General features: G+C 52.2%; 13 protein-coding genes and 1 tRNA gene. 7 read left to right on the top strand and 7 right to left on the bottom strand.

From position 1 onward, the window contains the following. Window positions 1-76: 76 nt before the first annotated feature. Window positions 77-161: transfer RNA gene (locus tag ACHZA2_RS06225), tRNA-Leu, on the bottom strand. A 211-nt stretch (window positions 162-372) separates the two neighbouring features. Between ACHZA2_RS06225 and ACHZA2_RS06220 the strand changes: the two genes are divergently transcribed. After that, on the top strand, window positions 373-870 hold the full coding sequence (locus tag ACHZA2_RS06220) for a regulator of amino acid metabolism, contains ACT domain protein (protein WP_319539645.1): 498 nt from the start codon (window positions 373-375) through the stop codon (window positions 868-870). Window positions 871-891: 21 nt separating this feature from the next. Here the strand turns inward: ACHZA2_RS06220 and ACHZA2_RS06215 are convergent, their stop codons facing one another. Genes ACHZA2_RS06215 through ACHZA2_RS06195 form a run of 5 tightly spaced genes read right to left on the bottom strand, consistent with a single transcriptional unit; the run spans window position 892 to window position 3865 of the window. Further along, complete coding sequence (locus tag ACHZA2_RS06215) at window positions 892-1416, bottom strand: HDIG domain-containing metalloprotein (RefSeq protein ID WP_319578981.1); 525 nt, start codon at window positions 1414-1416, stop codon at window positions 892-894. Beyond that, a complete protein-coding gene (locus ACHZA2_RS06210; RefSeq protein WP_319578980.1) occupies window positions 1409-1930 on the bottom strand; it encodes a transcription factor in 522 nt (173 codons plus the stop codon). Before ACHZA2_RS06210 ends, ACHZA2_RS06215 begins: the two co-directional genes overlap by 8 nt. Next, window positions 1930-3018: an ATP-grasp domain-containing protein gene (locus ACHZA2_RS06205; RefSeq protein ID WP_319578979.1), complete on the bottom strand. Its 1089-nt coding sequence runs from the start codon at window positions 3016-3018 to the stop codon at window positions 1930-1932. The genes ACHZA2_RS06210 and ACHZA2_RS06205 overlap by 1 nt, the downstream gene beginning before the upstream one ends. Beyond that, the gene (locus tag ACHZA2_RS06200; protein WP_319578978.1) at window positions 3015-3551 is read right to left on the bottom strand and encodes a tRNA (cytidine(56)-2'-O)-methyltransferase; all 537 of its coding nucleotides are present in this window, start codon (window positions 3549-3551) and stop codon (window positions 3015-3017) included. The genes ACHZA2_RS06205 and ACHZA2_RS06200 overlap by 4 nt, the downstream gene beginning before the upstream one ends. After that, on the bottom strand, window positions 3548-3865 hold the full coding sequence (locus ACHZA2_RS06195) for a helix-turn-helix domain-containing protein (protein WP_319578977.1): 318 nt from the start codon (window positions 3863-3865) through the stop codon (window positions 3548-3550). Before ACHZA2_RS06195 ends, ACHZA2_RS06200 begins: the two co-directional genes overlap by 4 nt. Window positions 3866-3996: 131 nt before the next feature. Here ACHZA2_RS06195 and ACHZA2_RS06190 point away from each other — a divergent pair, with 131 nt between their 5' ends. The 6 genes from ACHZA2_RS06190 (at window position 3997) to ACHZA2_RS06165 (ending at window position 13024) form a co-directional block, all read left to right on the top strand. Next, on the top strand, window positions 3997-4767 hold the full coding sequence (locus ACHZA2_RS06190; RefSeq protein WP_319578976.1) for an SIMPL domain-containing protein: 771 nt from the start codon (window positions 3997-3999) through the stop codon (window positions 4765-4767). 153 nt (window positions 4768-4920) lie between these two features. Continuing rightward, window positions 4921-5355 (top strand): hypothetical protein, encoded by a 435-nt coding sequence (locus ACHZA2_RS06185; RefSeq protein ID WP_319578975.1) that lies wholly within the window; start codon window positions 4921-4923, stop codon window positions 5353-5355. 54 nt (window positions 5356-5409) lie between these two features. Continuing rightward, window positions 5410-8943, top strand: coding sequence for an ATP-binding protein (locus ACHZA2_RS06180; RefSeq protein ID WP_319578974.1), 3534 nt, complete (start codon window positions 5410-5412; stop codon window positions 8941-8943). Further along, entirely contained in the window at window positions 8906-10516 is a 1611-nt protein-coding gene (locus ACHZA2_RS06175; RefSeq protein WP_319578973.1) for an ATP-binding protein, read from the top strand. The genes ACHZA2_RS06180 and ACHZA2_RS06175 overlap by 38 nt, the downstream gene beginning before the upstream one ends. A 111-nt stretch (window positions 10517-10627) precedes the next feature. Further along, entirely contained in the window at window positions 10628-12538 is a 1911-nt protein-coding gene (locus tag ACHZA2_RS06170) for a response regulator (RefSeq protein WP_319578972.1), read from the top strand. 75 nt (window positions 12539-12613) lie between these two features. Continuing rightward, complete coding sequence (locus ACHZA2_RS06165; protein ID WP_319578971.1) at window positions 12614-13024, top strand: hypothetical protein; 411 nt, start codon at window positions 12614-12616, stop codon at window positions 13022-13024. 22 nt (window positions 13025-13046) lie between these two features. On the opposite strand, the gene ACHZA2_RS06160 is transcribed toward ACHZA2_RS06165, so the two are convergent. Beyond that, complete coding sequence (locus ACHZA2_RS06160) at window positions 13047-15560, bottom strand: methyl-accepting chemotaxis protein (protein ID WP_319578970.1); 2514 nt, start codon at window positions 15558-15560, stop codon at window positions 13047-13049. Between the last annotated feature and the right edge of the window lie 46 nt (window positions 15561-15606).

Genomic DNA, 15606 nt, shown 5'->3' with positions numbered 1-15606 from the left:
CCGTTTATCTGCAGACCATGTGATACCGATGCATCGGTAAAAAAGAGCACAGACTGATGCGTTTGTGTTAGAAGAATGTGGGAGAAGGGATTTGAACCCTCGAACGCCTTCGCGACAGGGCCCTCAACCCTGCTCCTTTGACCTGGCTCGGATACTCCCACACAGAATAATTAATGTCACTGAATTACTTCAGTCATCATGAACAAAGAACACCCGGTTGTGTACAGAATCTGTCGGGCCCCTTTCACTGCGTGCCTGAATAGGTGGGCGCATGAGCACTTATACTTTTTGACTTGAGATCCCCTGATCCCTTCTCATGAGTTCCCGGACATGTCCGTTATTTATCCCAGTCAGATCAAATCTCTGCATCATATGTGGTCGGCTATTCTCTCCGGGTTTTCAGATTCCCCGTCCCAGGGCAGGGTTGTCAGGTTTCTCCTTGAGAACGGATTCGGGGTGAACGAGGAGGGAAGGATCTGCTGTAACTCTATCCCGATTGCATCGACGCAGATCGGCCAGCAGGTAGGCGTTGATCGGAGAGTGGTGGACACAACCGCAAAGCGCATCCTCGACTCCCGCTACCGGGATATCTTCCTCTCGATGCGGGCGACCCCTGACCTGACTCTTATTGCTGACAAACTCTCCCTCTCTGTCATCACCATCCTTCCTGATGATGCAACCAAGCCCGGGATCGTGGACGCCTGCATCCATGTCCTCTCCTCTCATGGGATCGCAATCAGGCAGCTCTTTGTCACTGATCCGCACCTCTCCGAGGATCCGAGGCTTGTCATCATCACCGAGAGTGTGATCCCTGCGCAGGTCATCGAGGATCTCAGGGCGCTTCCCTTTGTCAGGCGCCTGATCCTCTGATTGAGCAGGCCAAAAAAGTTTTCAGGGGAGACTTCTGCCCGCAAATGCTTCGAGTTCGTCCGCTAGCGCAGTAAACCGCTCCTGAACCTCCTGTGGAAACTTCAGGATCGAGAGATTGAGATCGCTTCTGTTGATGATCCTCGATCCCTTCACCAGGTTGTCGGCATGAGCCACGATCTTCTCTTCTATCGTCTCTGGGATCCTGTCCACATCTGAAAGTCCGAATCCGATCCGGTCACTCCCGGTAAGACCAGCACCGATATGCCGTTCAACAATCAGGCAGACCTCCTCGGGAAACCCTTTCGTTCTGCAGATCCTGCCCCCGGCATCGGCATGATCCATGCCATGAGTCTCTGATCTGCCGATATCATGAAGAACAGCGCCGGCAGCGACAAGGTCCCGGTTAAGTTGGGCTGTGCCGGCAGAAAGGATTAGGTCTGCAATCCTGACCGCGACCTCACGCACCGTCAGGCAATGTGAGATCACTCCTGGATCGCATCCTGCTTCTTTGAGATAACTGATGTACTCGTCCCCGGGTTCAGGCATACCCGAGCGTTTCCTTCATCCGTGCAATCCGGCGTGCCAGCGCATCTACAAGAGGATCGTTGTCAAAGTGTGACATCTGGGTCTCGCATGCGGGACAAGCGAACTGGCTGTCCATTGCATCATAAAAGGTGGAGACGCACCCGCACTCCTTGCAGATGTAAAAGTCGTTCTGCTCCTCGTAATAGTGACGCTTCTTCAGTTTCGTAAGGATCACTTCCATGTCCTTTCCAACTGCGTCATAGATATTGGAGAGTTGCAGATGCCACAGATACGTCAGCCAGCCTGTCTCGTTATTCTTGATCCTCCGGTATCGTGCCAGCCGGTGCTCATACAGAGTATAGAGCGTGTTCCTGACTGAGTTCAGGTTAATCTCGGTCAGTTCGGCCAGTTCCTCGTCGCTGTACTCTTTTCCCTCGGGAAACCGGCGGATAAGGTCCATCCCCTCGTCCCCGATCATCCGGTGCAGGTACGCTACGATCGCCGGCTCCTGGAGCAGCTCTTCTACGGTGACCATTACCCTATATATTGGGATACTCTTCTGATAGTTTTATCCAGTGCGAGGCGGGCTGATGATTCGTTTTCTCCTTCTCCGTACACACTGATGACGGCATCTCCTTTCTCAAACGAGGCAGGAGGAACCGGAATGTCTGCAACATCAGGGATGAGGTGAGAGAGATCAGACGTGATGGTCAGATCCTGTGGTGCAAAGAGGATCTGCCTGATACAGGTGCGTCTTATCTCCGGGATTACTTCAGGGAGTACACCGTGACAGGCATCGATGTGCAGTCTCACGAGGTTGCAGCCTGTCGCCCGTTCGATGGTGTCAAGGGTGGCAACGAATCTGGGGTTGACTTCAATCGCAGTGATGCTGGTATCAGTTACAAGAAAGTCAATCCCGAGCACACCGCAGCACCCGGTAGCGGCCGCTATCCTCTCAGCCATCATGCGCATCTGGTCTGCCATCTGATGCCTGAATGGTGTCAGCGATCCGCAGAATCCGTATCGTGCCTCCCTGCTTCCTCGCAGGATCTGAAGGTTGACTGCCACTGCCTTTGCCCGGTTGCCGTCAGCAACACAGCATACCGAGGCCGGGATACCTGGTGCCAGTTCCTGGAGCAGGTATGGCTCACCGGGAAAGATACTCTCCCAGGCTCTGATATCCTCTTCACTGGTGACAAGGGCATTTCTCCAGCCTCCTGATCCCCGGCAGGGCTTGAGCATGGCTGGAAAAACGCCGGGCAGGGCCCGGGCAGGAACCGGAAAACCGTGCTCCTCAAAGAACCGTTGTGTCAGTTCTTTATCAAGGAACTGTGATGCTATGGCAGGATCAGTCCCGAGTATCGGTACCGGAAGATTCACAAGATCTTCAGCGCCAGAAGTGGTGATGACCGCATCAACCTTCTGCTCACTGCAGAACCTGCGGATCAGGTCAGGAAGCTCTGCAAGTTCTTCGAAGCGCTCGTATGCAAAAACCAGGTTTCGGAGGTCCTGGTCGCAGAAGTTGTCGATGGCACAGACCTCAAGCCCGGCCCTGACCGCCGAAGAGACAACATGCCGTGTTGAGAATCCCGCGACAAGGATCCTCTGAATCGCTCCGTTCATTCGTCAGGTCTGATCTCTTCGACCAGTTTGCCTTCCTTACAGGGAACAACCCTTACCTTGGCGCCCGGGAACTTCTGGACAAGGGCATCTTTTCCCATGAGGTGATCAAGGAAGATCGCCATGCTTGATATCTCTGAGTGCGGCTGGTTGCTGACCGCGACGTTGAAGTCGGCAAGGTGGTATACCTCACCTGGGACCTTCTCGGCCCCGACGACAACAAGGATCTTGTCACGTGAGAGGATCTCCTCTTCGACATCAGGCAGGTTGAGCCCGAACATGGTAAGATGCACAACCGTTCCGCCTGCCTCTTTCCATCGGCGAATGCACGAGTGCCAGCCGACGTCGTTCTCAACAAAGAAATCTCCACCCCACCGGTCGCCGACATCAAGGATACTCTTCATGATACCGGTATCGTTGGAGGCCAGGTACATCCCGGTAGCACCAAGAGCCCGTGCTGTGAGCCCTACATGGGTGGTCACCCGCTGATCACGCTGCGGGCGATGACCAAGCCTGAGGATGGCAACCTCCTTCATTCCTGTCCCCTCACATCAAGACTCTTATCCGCTGATTCTATAGTGGGGCTTTTCACCTTTACAACTCCGTTCTCGATGATAATATCTGAAAAAGGATCCTGGTTCATCTGGCTTGTGATCAGGAACTCCTCAAGAGAGCATGCACGATACTGGTCTCCCCTGCACTCCACAAGATGGGTCTTCATGAGTCTTGCAAGTGATTCTTCAACCTGTTCACGGGAAAAACCGCTGTTCTCGCAGATATCATCTGCGGTACAGTTTTTCCCTCTGGTTATGACGTGGTAGATAGTCCAGTCATATTCCTCTGCTCTCACGCTGGGTGAAGGTTGGCATGAATGGTAATTATAGTAAATGCAGAACGTTCCAAAACCTGAGATCTTCACACGCTGTTGCATTTGAGCGGTGTGGTCTGTCTGTAGAGTGTGTCCGGTACATGAGAAAGGGTATGAGTCCAGGAACCAGAGATCAGAGCATGCAGTTCGTACAGGTATGTATTGTGCTGGTGCTGGCCCTCTTGTTTGCCGGCATCGCCTGTGCAGAAGAGACCAGTGAGACAAAGGAGAACCTGATTCACGTGTCAGGGAGCGGGACCATCAAGACGACTCCTGACCGGTGTGAGATATCATTCTCGGTTGTGACCAAGAACCCTGATGTGAAAGCAGCCCAGAAAGAGAATGCCCGTAAAATGGATGCCGTAATGGCGGCTTTGAAGGATCCCGGGAAAGGGAATCTGACCCCCGCAGAGATCAGTACAAGTTCGTACTCGATATCAGAGGTCTACAGCCCTGATGACACTCTCAAGGCAAAGTTCGGAGATAATGTCACCATCTACGAGGTTTCAAACACCGTCACGGTTGAGACATCGCAGCTGGATGCAGTCGGGGATCTCATCGATGTGGTGGTTGCAAGCGGTGCGAACGGTGTCAGTTCACTCAAGTTCACCCTGAGCAAACCGAAGACCGCCGAGCTCCGTAGTGAAGCACTCAAAATTGCAGTTGATAAAGCACGGGCTGATGCTGATGCCACCCTTTCTGCTCTCGGTACCGGTGTTGGTGCAGTTCACGAGGTGACGGTCGAGGACAGTTACAATCCGCCGGTGTACTACAACCAGGATATGAGGAGTGAGAAACTGGCAGCAGCAGGGCCATCAACCCCGATAGAGCCAGGCAGTGTTGATGTTTCTGCACGGGTCTCGATCACCTACGAGATTGCCTGAGGAGTAACGGATCATCACTTCCTTTTTGAGTGAAAAGGTCCTGTTGACCTGTCCTGCCCGGGGGCCCCAACGGGGTACCGTTGGGGTTTTTAGGAGAGAGGGAGATTCTGTATTATCAAGCCCGGACAGAGTCCGGTACTCATGAGTAACATTATGAAACACCAATCTGCCATGCTCATCCTGTTTCTCATCGCAGTTGGATCTCTCACTGGGATACCATCAGGCAGCTCTGCAACTACAGATCTTCAGATCACAAACGGCTCCGGTTCAGGCTTTGGTGATCTGAAGGAAGATGGACTTGTAGGTACGTTGATTCTTTTCCTTGGAGAAGCGGGCCTCGACCTCTCGTATGGGGAGAATAACGAGACTATCTTCACCATGGTCGATACATCCCTGACAACGATCATCTCTGACCTCTCATCCGGAAACACCGAGGGATTTACGAATATACCGCTCATCAACGAGACCCTTGCGTATCTGGATATCACTCCTGCAGATATCGTCGTGAATCCGGAAGATGTTGAGGGCACGATGCCTGCCATCGACACGTATAACTCCCGGTCTGATGGCAGTAATGCCCATTTCTGATCATCAAAGGATAAGTTCATTGATGCATACTGCGAACCTTTTCCTGGGCACTTGGTGATTCATTCGCTGATCTCATTTCTCTTTCCTGATTACGAGCCTGAAAGCAGGACCTGCTCGCTTTTGATGAGGAGAAAACTTGTTCTGCCGATCCTTTTCCTGATACTGGTACTGGCCATCCTCTTCATCCAGTATAACTCCCAGATGATGCTGAACTCGTATAACGAGGTGGAAGAAGGAGGCACGAACTTCTCTCTCCTGGCAATAAAAAATGTGATTTTGGTCCATGCTGAAACGCTCGAGAAAACCACTCTTGATTATGCAACATGGGATGATACAGCCGGGTATATCAAAGAGCCCACTGACCTATACATATCTAAGAACCTGCAGGTCAGATCCCTGAAAAACCTAGGGATCACCTACGTTGGGATCTCTGATCCTGAAGGGAAGACCCTCTACCTCAGGCAGTACGACCCTGATACATACACAGAGATCAACCCCGTGATCCTTCCTGTTGAACTCTCATCCTCATTTAATACCTCTGATAACTCCCGGACATCGCTTGTTTATGCAAATGAGACTCTTCTGCTCGTCTCACAGGTTGGGATCAGCAACTCTGAGGCAACCCTTCCCAGTTCAGGAACATTCATCTTTGGAACACCTCTTGAGCGGGACATAACCAAAAAAGTTCACGAACTCACGCTGGATGAGTCAGTCATACACATCATATCCCCCGTCTCTACCGGGGGGGTGACTCCGGTATTTGATATCGCTGATGGATCAACAGCCACTCTCGGAGAACAGAATGAGTCCTGGAAGTCAGGAACCCTCTCGTTCACTGATCCCTCCTCCTCCTCGATCCTGCAGATCTCCATATCTGGGGACAAATACCTCCTCTCCCAGGGAAGAACATTTGTCTCTGCCTATTTCCTCCGTTCTATTCTGTTCTGTCTTGTCGCCATAACCCTCGGAATCCTGATCATATTTCTTCTCTTCCGAAGGCATGACCTGGCCCGTTCGCAGATCATCGCTCAGAATAATGAACTGGCAGCACTCAAGGAGAGGCGGGAGATCCTTGACAAGTTCCACCAGGTTCTTGATCAGTACCTGTATGCCGGTCTTGAGAGTGAACAGAACATACCCCTGATCACAAAGACGGCCGGAAGTATGCTGAAGACAGAGGCTGCCTTCTATACCCGGTTTGAGGATGGGAGTTACTCCCTGGTCAGTTCCTGGCCTGAGGCCGGTGGCAGGGTCCACCCTTGGCTGGCAGCGTTTTTCCTTTCGCAGCCTGAACTTCCTGACTCTGCGTTCTGTTCAGGCGGGGACATTGTGATCTCTGTTGATGACCTGCCTGAAGAGGGGAGGAACCTGCTGAAAACTGTGTACCCGAGAGTCCGGATGATCGTGTCGAGAGGGATCAGCGTCTCCGGGAATCAGGCCGGTGACCTCTCTCTCCTGTTATCAGGCGAAGAGCCCGAGAGCGAGGTGAACCAGATCATGCTTGATCTGATCGTTCATGCCCTGAGCGGGGAAGAGAACCGGAGAAGAACGAAGGCTGCTCTGAAAAGACGCGATATACTGCTGGAAGCTATCGGGTACTCGGCTGCGCAGGTTATCGGCGACCTGAGCGCATCCTCGATCATCGAGATCCTGCATAAGATCGTCATGAAGATGGGCGTCAGCGAGGCTCATTATTTTGCATGGCACACCCCGACAGGAGATCCGGTTCTGACCCATGATTATGTCTGGGTGGAGGAGGCAGCAGACTTCACCGAGGATCAACTGGCATGGACAGAGCTGCTTGAGAGTCCCTTCAGTCCAATGATTTTTGAGATGCATGATGCCGTTGCGGGTCCTTCAGAGAAGTTTCCTGCTCAACAGAAGTTTCTTGCCGATCATGGCATCAGATCCATCTCCCTGATCCCGTTCATCTCCCGGAAGGAGACACGAGGGATTTTGATTCTGGCAGATCGAGCCAGAGAGCGTTCCTGGCATACCTCTGAGCTTGATGCCCTTCGCATTGCTGCCGATCTGCTGATGGCTGCCCTGGTGCGGATCGATTCAGAAGAAGAGCATAAGAGGAGGGATGAGAACTTTCAGCAGTTCTTCAACCACCTGAACGACTTTGTCTTCATCCTTGATTCTGACGGCAGGATCATCACGGCAAATCTCTTTGCCCAGCAGGAGACCGGGATCAGGGCGTCTGATATGAGAGGAATGCGGCTCTCGGGCCTCTTTACCTCACGCTGGATGGATACACCCCTTTCACCGGAAGGGGGAAGGATACCTGCCCAGGAACGGACAGCCGTTCTGCTGACGATCGAAGGGCGTGAGATCCCGGTCGAGATCCGGTACCTTGCAGGCATATGGAACGGGAACCAGGCGGTCTTCTGCATCTGCAAGGATATATCCCATCTCAAGCGGTCTGAACATAAATTTGCGACTGCTTTTCGATCCAGCCAGGTGCTCCATGCGATATGGAGCCTGCGTGAAGAACGCCTCATTGATGCGAACGAGACCTTCTTTGAGACAACCGGTTACATCGCGAAGGAGATTCTGAGATCAACACACTGGTCAGAGTACGGGATCATCGATCCTGGTCTGTTCAGACATATCAGGGAGACTATCCTGACTGAAGGTTCTGTTCGCGACCTTGAGCTTGCCCTGAGAACCAAAAACGGGGAAATGAGACAGGGTTCTCTGTTTGGTGCCCTCATTGAGATAGATGCAGATCCCTGTATCCTCTTCTCGATCGTTGACATAACAGAACGCAAGCGTGCCGAGCAGAAGGTACAGGATCTACTGAAAGAACTATCAGCCTCGAACAAGGGGCTACATGATTTTGCCCACATTGTAGCCCATGATCTCAAGGATCCCCTCAGGGGAATCTTCTCGCTTGCATCCTGGATTGGCGAGGATTACCAGGAGCAGATAGGTCCTGACGGGGTGCGGTTTGTTGGTATGATCACCGAACAGGTCCAGCGGATGTACCAACTGATTGATGGAATTCTGGCATACTCACAGGCAGGAATTGTCAGAGAGGATCGTATCCCGGTGAGCATCAGCCTCGTCATAGCAGAGGTTCTGCAGATCCTCTCCCCTCCCCCATCAGTTCAGATCATAATCGGGGATGATATGCCGGTCATTACCGCAGAAAGGACAAAGATCCAGCAGGTGTTTCAGAACCTCATTGGAAACTCCCTCACTCACCTGAACCGTGATGACGGAGAGATACGCATCAGCGCCCGTCCAGCTTCGGATAAGGATGGCACTCCACTGGAATCAGGAGCCTGTGGTTCAGAGAGCAGCCCTGAGTTCTGGGAGTTTGAGATCGGCGATAACGGTCCTGGTATTGATCCCTCTCTCCATGAGTCCATCTTCGAGATCTTCACATCATATCCCTCTCATGACGGGAAGAAGAGTTCAGGCATCGGCCTCTCAATAGTGAAGCGTATTGTTGAAACGTCTGGCGGATCAATATGGGTTAAGTCAGTTCCTGGTGGGGGGGCTACATTCTGTTTTACGATCAAAAACATGACGGGGTCATCGCATGATGCCGGTATGTACGGCGGAGAAGCCGGCTATTAAGATTCACTATATTGAAGATAATCTGATAGACCAGCATGCACTCACGAGAGAGGTCCAGAAACAGTCACTTCCGTACCGGATAGACTTCTCCTCATCTCTTGCCGAGGCTCGTTCCCGCAGCGAGACCTATGACCTGGTGATCTGCGACTATTTCCTCTCTGACGGGACCATCCTTGATCTTCTTCCATTCATGAACGATCAGATTCCGGTTATCGTGGTGACCGGTCAGGCAGATCTGAACAACGCAGTCACTGCGTTAAAACTCGGTGCTAAGGATTACCTGGTAAAAGATCCCGAACGCCACTACTTAAGCCTCCTCCCTATCCAGATCGAGAACCTGCTCAGACAGCAGCAGATCGAACGTGAACGTAAAAGACTCTCATCCTTGTTCTTCTCTGTTGGAGGAGCAATCCCGTTCGGTGTGTACCTGTATGAGCCTGGAACCGGCAGGGTGCTGTATGCTAATAAGGCCTTTTACTCGATCTGGGAATTTTCTGATGACATAATCGCAACGCCTCTGCTTACTCACGAGATAATCTCCCGGCATATCAGTTCCCTGCTTAAGACAGAGACCGATCCTCCTGTCTTCTCCCCTGACTCCGGAAGTCTGGATAAAGCCACTTCAGGCGAGGTGCAGGTACATGGATCGAGGACGATACGGTACTACACCGACAGGATTCCGGTGGAAACTGGTGACCCTGTCTGTTATGTGAGTATCTTCACAGATACTACCGAGCTGAGCCAGGCCCAGGATGCAGTCAGTGAGTACTCCCGTATGCTTGAGCTTCTGAATGCAACCCTTGATCAGCGGGTACAGGAGCGGACAGAACAGATTGAGGACCTGATGAAGAAGCAACGGGACCTGATCATTCACATCGGCCACGACCTTCGCACCCCTCTCACTCCGCTTGTTGCCCTGCTCCCATACCTCCAGCAGAACGAGCAGGATCACGAGAAGAAAAGGTCTCTGGGAGTTCTCTGTGAGAGTACGATGAAGATGAGATCCCTTGTTGAAGAGATCCTGATGATGGAGAACCTAGAAGAGGAAAAAGCCTCATGCCGCCTGTGGAATGTAAACCCCTGCGATCTTGGCTGTATGGTTGATGATATCATCAGTGCCTCACATTCGGTCATCAGCACAAAGCAACTATCAGTCCGGAACACAATTCAGCCAGGGATGCTGATCATGATTAAGCAGGTTCACCTGCATCTCATCCTTGAGAAACTGATCAATAATGCACTACAGTTCACTGGCCCTGACGGGACGATCACCCTCCATGGAGGAAAAGACCGGCATTGTACCTGGTTCTGTGTATCTGACACAGGCATCGGCCTGACTCATGAGGACTCTTCCCGAATCTTTGACGACTTTTACAAGGCTGATCCTTCACGAAGTAATCTGCAGTCACACGGGCTTGGCCTCTCGGTGGTCAGAAAACTGGTCCTTCTCAACCATGGGCATATCACCGTGAAGAGCGATGGCCTTGGCATGGGCACCCGGTTCTGTGTCTCTCTTCCTGATACTGTTAAGCGAAATCTTCATCAAAGGTGGGACTGCATCGAGACCTCATAGTCCATGATTAAACCTGAACCTGAAACTGCCTGATAGCGCCTTTCCCCCGGAAATCACCAGACCTCCGTAATATCGACTTCATTAAATACTCCGTGTGAGAATTATTCATTGATGCAGGTATTGTATATTGAGGACAGTTCACTCGACCGCATGGCGTTCGAGCGTGAGGTCCGCAAGAGTTACCTGCCAATCCAATACACCTGTGCCGAAACCCTGAGCGAAGGGCTGAGTCAGATCAGATCAGGAAGGTTTGATGTCATCATAGCCGACCTCAGACTTCCGGATGGTTCTGCCCTGGATCTTCTCAGCCAGATAGGTGACTCGGGTCTCACCGTTATCATCCTCACCGGAGTGTCTGATGTGCAGACCGCCGTTCAGGCGATCAAGAACGGGGCCTCTGATTATATCGTGAAGGATCCGTCACGTGAGTATCTCACCAATCTTCCCGGCCACCTTGAGACGATCATCAGGGCACGAATCGATGCGACCCGTGAAAGGCTTATCGGGAGCATGTGCCGGTACTCAACCGAATCCTCACCGGTCGGTGTTTATGTACGGGATTATCTCACCGGCGATCCGCTCTTCTTCAACTCCTGCTTCGCCTCCCGCTTCGGACTTCCGCCGTATGCGGAGTTTGTCAGAACCTCTGCCGATCATGCAGGGCTCTGGGATACACTCTGTGTGAAGCACGGCATTCCTGTAGACCAGATCAACCGAGCCAGGTACGAGCCCGGAGAGATAGCCAGGCATGACATGATCCTCCCTGATGGAAAGGTCGTTCCACTCTACTCCACAATATCAGGATCTGAAAATAACACTGCTATCAGGCAGTTTATCTTCTTCTTTGACGGGGGGTATGATCTCACCCCGGTTCCCGTGCAGGAGGCCGGGATAGCAGAGTCCCTTCCGGTTCTTGCAGGCGGGATCGCCCATGAGATGAACAACATCTTCACATCCCTCATCTGCGATCTCTCGCTGGCAAAAGAACTTGCCTCCCGTGAGAGTGAGCTGCAGGTGTCATGTTTTGATCGTGCAGAGCGTGCAATTCATCAGGGCAGGGATGTGGCTTCACGTCTTCTCACTTATGCAGACGGGGGCTACCCGCTGATAACAACGATCCCGTTTCAGGAACTAATGGCAGAGGTGCTCTCGCTTCATCACCAGAATGATGCCGGAATTTCGCTCATGATCCCTCATGATCTTGATATGCTTGAGGTGGACCCTGACCTGATGAGGACTGCTCTGCGTGCAATCGTCATGAATGCAGTTGAGGCATCTCCTGATCACCCGGTGGAGATCATTGCTGCCAATGCAGGAGAGTACCCGTGCAACGATCATCAGGATCAGAGATCGTTTGTCAGTGTTGAGATAAGGGACAAGGGTGCAGGCATCAGTTCACAGGAGGAATCACAGGTGTTTGATCCCTTCTTCACCACCAAGGAAGGGCATCTCGGCCTCGGCCTGACGTCGGCACGATCGATCATCGAGCGTCACGGGGGAACTATCGAACTCTCTTCTTCACCTGGGAATGGAACCACGGTAAGGGTTCTGCTCCCTTCGATCTCAGGTCTCTCACCCATTGCAGGCTCTGACACTCTATCGCAGAAAGGGGGTTCTTCAGGCGTCAGGATCCTGGTGATGGATGACGAGCCCGGGATCAGGGAAGTGCTCCATCTCATCCTCAAAAAGGAAGGCTTCAATGTGGATGTGGCCAGCAGGGGTGAGGATGCGGTAGCCGCGGTTGCAAAGGCCTATGATGAACTGAATCCCTATCAGGTGGTCGTTCTCGACCTGATCGTTCCGGGAGGAATGGGAGGAAAGGATGCTATACAGGAGATCAGAAAGATATCCCCTTCAGTCCTTGCAGTCGTCTCGAGCGGGTACTCCGATGATCCGATAAGTTCCCGGTACCGCGATTATGGGTTTGACGCCTCTCTTCCTAAACCGTATCACCCGAAGGATATGATCTCGCTCCTCTTCTCTCTGCTCGATGAGCATTATAGCAGCAAAAGTAGTAACTAGCCATCTCTGTCAGGGTCACTCAGTCTCTCACTCATGACCGAAGAGCGGTTATACCTGAAGTGATTATGGATATCCATGCTTTTCGGAGATGACGGGGGACGATTCGCAGATCTCGCTGATCTCGTGGAAGGAATCCTTGATCGCTGCGATGATGATCCTGCCTGTATTGCTGCAGAACTGAACACCCTTGAGCAGGGAAAGAGGGCCGAGATCCTCTCATCGGATCTTCTGAATGCATGGCAGGTCTTCTGGTACTTCTTTGAGGTATACCCCGGTGATGAACAGGTTGAGTTTCTGGTCTTCCATTCAGCAGGTGAACTTGCCGGAGGGGTGCCGATGGGGCAAGCAGGTATCTTCAAGCTTACATTCTTTGTCCAAGGCGGTGAGCCAGGTATCATAATCGAGGACGATGTGGCCGAGGTTGCGAGGTTCAGCGGCCGGACATCGTGGAATGATGCAAAAAAATATCTGGAAAATGAAGGCTAGAAGAATCTGAATCGTTTTTCGTTCAGATTCTGAACCTGTCTATCTCGTTCTGAAGATCGGTGATGACCACATTCACCTCTTCAAGAACCTGCCTGATCTGATCAACCGCAGCTGATGACTCTTCGCTGATCGCCGCACTTGAGACAGCGTTCTCTGCTGTCTGTCTGATCATCCTTGAGACCTCATGCACACTGGACGTAATCTCTTCAACCGACGCGGCCTGTTCCTCTGACGATGCCGCGACTTCAGCCGTATTCTGCGCAATCTGTGCCAGTTTCTCCACGATCTTGTTGAATATCCCAAGGGTACTGCTTACCGCTTCGTATCCGGACCTGACCTGCTCGCTTGCCCGTGTCATCAGGTGATCTGCTCTGGCTGACTCACCTTGCAGCCCCCTGATCATCTCTTCAATCTTTTCTGCACTCTCGTGGCTCTCTGTTGCAAGCTCTTTGACCTCATCTGCGACGACTGCAAATCCTCGTCCTGCTTCCCCTGCCCGGGCAGCCTCAATTGCAGCATTCAGGGCCAGAAGGTTGGTTTCGTCAGATATCGAGGTGATGATCCCAACCACCTTATTGATCTGCTCCATCTGCTCCCTGATCGCTGTGATCATCGTATTCAGGTCTGCAGTGGCTGTCCTGATCCCTTCCATACCCTCTTCTGCAACGCGTGCCAGTTTCTGCCCTTCCACGCTGAGAGAGTTGCCCTCATCAGCAAGGCGTGAGGCCTGTTCAGTCCTGCTTGAGACTCCGGATACCGTGACTGACAGATCCTCCATCTCTTTAAGAACCTGATCAACCCCGCTGCTGCCCTGATCGGCATGGTGCGAGACTGCCTCAGCATTGGTAGCCACCTCGTTTGCCCCGTTTGCAACCTCGTCAACCGAGGCCTGTGCTTCTTCTGCCCCTCCTGCAAGGTCAGCCATCTTGTTGATGATAACCCGGATTGTCGCAGAGACCTGAACACCGATCCCGTCCATGGACTCCTTCAGCTGGACAAAGTCACCCGATACCCTTATTTCCGGATTAAACCGGGCAGAAAAGTTGTTCTGTGAAAACTCGTTTGCCAGACGAATACCCTCATTAACCGGTTCGATCACATGGTCAAGAGTCTGGTTCACTCCTGAGATGATCTTTTTGTACTCCCCTGAAAACCGGTCTGCATCACCACGGTATCTGAGATTTCCTGCTGCCGCCTCGTTTGCCAGGTGTGACATGGTGTCAGTCATTGCAATGAGTTCGGTCTTCATCTGGATCATGGATTCACCGAGCTGGTCCTGATCGCTGGTTTTGGGTACTCTGAATGAAAGATTTCCTTCTGCAATATTCTTAGCAGCATCAGCCTTTTCCAGGAGGTTTGATGTCATCGTTCTGAATGCGTCAGCGAGCCTTCCCACCTCGTCTCTCTGTCTGATTGAAACCTCTGTTGAGAGATCCCCCTCGGCAACCCGTAGTGCCACACCGGTAATCTCCTCGATTGGATGTGCTATCGAGCGTGCCACCAGGTACAGAAGGCCAAGACCGAGAAGGGATATCAGGATTCCGATGATGATGAGGGCAACGGTCTGTGATGTCGCCTCGGCAGTGACCACATCCCTGGGAGCAAATGCAATAACTCCCCAGGGTGTCTCTGCATTGCCGACCTGCACCGGTACAAATGTTCCGATGTATCCACCGCTGTCAAAGGATGTGATCTCTCCCCTGGAGAGTGCCCCGGTTATCATCGAAGGGTCAAGGTGGAGGAGTGGTGCAACCTCGCTGATCGGTTTCCCGGCTGCATCGAGATCTCCCGTCACTCCCGCGACCATGCCCTGATTGCTCAGGATAAGGACCTTTCCCTTTCCTCCATAGATGTCCATCTTGTCAGCAAGGGTGTCGAGTTCACTCAGCGTGACATCGATCCCTACTATTCCGCTGAATTTCCCGCCAGAAAGGACCGGTGTGGCTATGGACGTCAGCAAAACCGGTGAGCCCTGCATGGTCTCGATATATGGTTCAGTTATTGAACCCTTGAGGGTCTTCTTGGGAATCTCGTAATAATCGGTTGGATCACGGGCCTGAGCATCGTAGATCTTTCGCACCAGTGTTCCGCTTGCATCGCGGTACCAGTAAATCCGAAGACGTCCGGTCTTATCATATCCGTCTTTCAGACTGTATTCAGCATCCCGCCCGTCGAAGAATCCGGGCTCCCAGATGGTGTATACTCCGTTGTAGAGGGGGCGTGCATCCAGGACCCCTTCTATCATCGGTACAACATCATTCCTTGGGAATTTTGCATTTTCACTGCGGATACCGGACAGGAGAGCCGCAACTCCTGATGCAGTGTTATACGGCTCTTCAAGAATGGTGTCAACCTTTCCAGCCTCTCTCTCAGCGATACTGTTCAGTCCTTCTGTGGCGCTTTTTACAGCAGCTCCATTCAGGGAAAAGGCTGCGTACGCGATGATCCCGACCGCTACAAGGAGTAATGCAATCCCGCCAAAAAAGAGGATCTTCTGTTTGATCGATCTGAAATCAGACCAGTTCTGACGATTCATGATACAGATTCCCTTCCCAGATGATCACCGGACATCATGTGGGAAT

The organism is uncultured Methanospirillum sp. (assembly GCF_963668415.2).
In the GTDB taxonomy this organism is placed as follows: domain Archaea; phylum Halobacteriota; class Methanomicrobia; order Methanomicrobiales; family Methanospirillaceae; genus Methanospirillum.
This window is presented reverse-complemented; position numbering and strand designations above follow the sequence as displayed.

What these genes read in the sequence shown, in the direction of transcription:
- ACHZA2_RS06220 (WP_319539645.1), top strand. Translation starts at nt 373, where the DNA reads ATGTGGTCGGCTATTCTCTCCGGGTTTTCAGATTCCCCGTCCCAGGGC.
- ACHZA2_RS06215 (WP_319578981.1), bottom strand. Translation starts at nt 1,416, where the DNA reads ATGCCTGAACCCGGGGACGAGTACATCAGTTATCTCAAAGAAGCAGGA.
- ACHZA2_RS06210 (WP_319578980.1), bottom strand. Translation starts at nt 1,930, where the DNA reads ATGGTCACCGTAGAAGAGCTGCTCCAGGAGCCGGCGATCGTAGCGTAC.
- ACHZA2_RS06205 (WP_319578979.1), bottom strand. Translation starts at nt 3,018, where the DNA reads ATGAACGGAGCGATTCAGAGGATCCTTGTCGCGGGATTCTCAACACGG.
- ACHZA2_RS06200 (WP_319578978.1), bottom strand. Translation starts at nt 3,551, where the DNA reads ATGAAGGAGGTTGCCATCCTCAGGCTTGGTCATCGCCCGCAGCGTGAT.
- ACHZA2_RS06190 (WP_319578976.1), top strand. Translation starts at nt 3,997, where the DNA reads ATGAGTCCAGGAACCAGAGATCAGAGCATGCAGTTCGTACAGGTATGT.
- ACHZA2_RS06185 (WP_319578975.1), top strand. Translation starts at nt 4,921, where the DNA reads ATGAAACACCAATCTGCCATGCTCATCCTGTTTCTCATCGCAGTTGGA.
- ACHZA2_RS06175 (WP_319578973.1), top strand. Translation starts at nt 8,906, where the DNA reads ATGATGCCGGTATGTACGGCGGAGAAGCCGGCTATTAAGATTCACTAT.
- ACHZA2_RS06170 (WP_319578972.1), top strand. Translation starts at nt 10,628, where the DNA reads ATGCAGGTATTGTATATTGAGGACAGTTCACTCGACCGCATGGCGTTC.
- ACHZA2_RS06165 (WP_319578971.1), top strand. Translation starts at nt 12,614, where the DNA reads ATGCTTTTCGGAGATGACGGGGGACGATTCGCAGATCTCGCTGATCTC.
- ACHZA2_RS06160 (WP_319578970.1), bottom strand. Translation starts at nt 15,560, where the DNA reads ATGAATCGTCAGAACTGGTCTGATTTCAGATCGATCAAACAGAAGATC.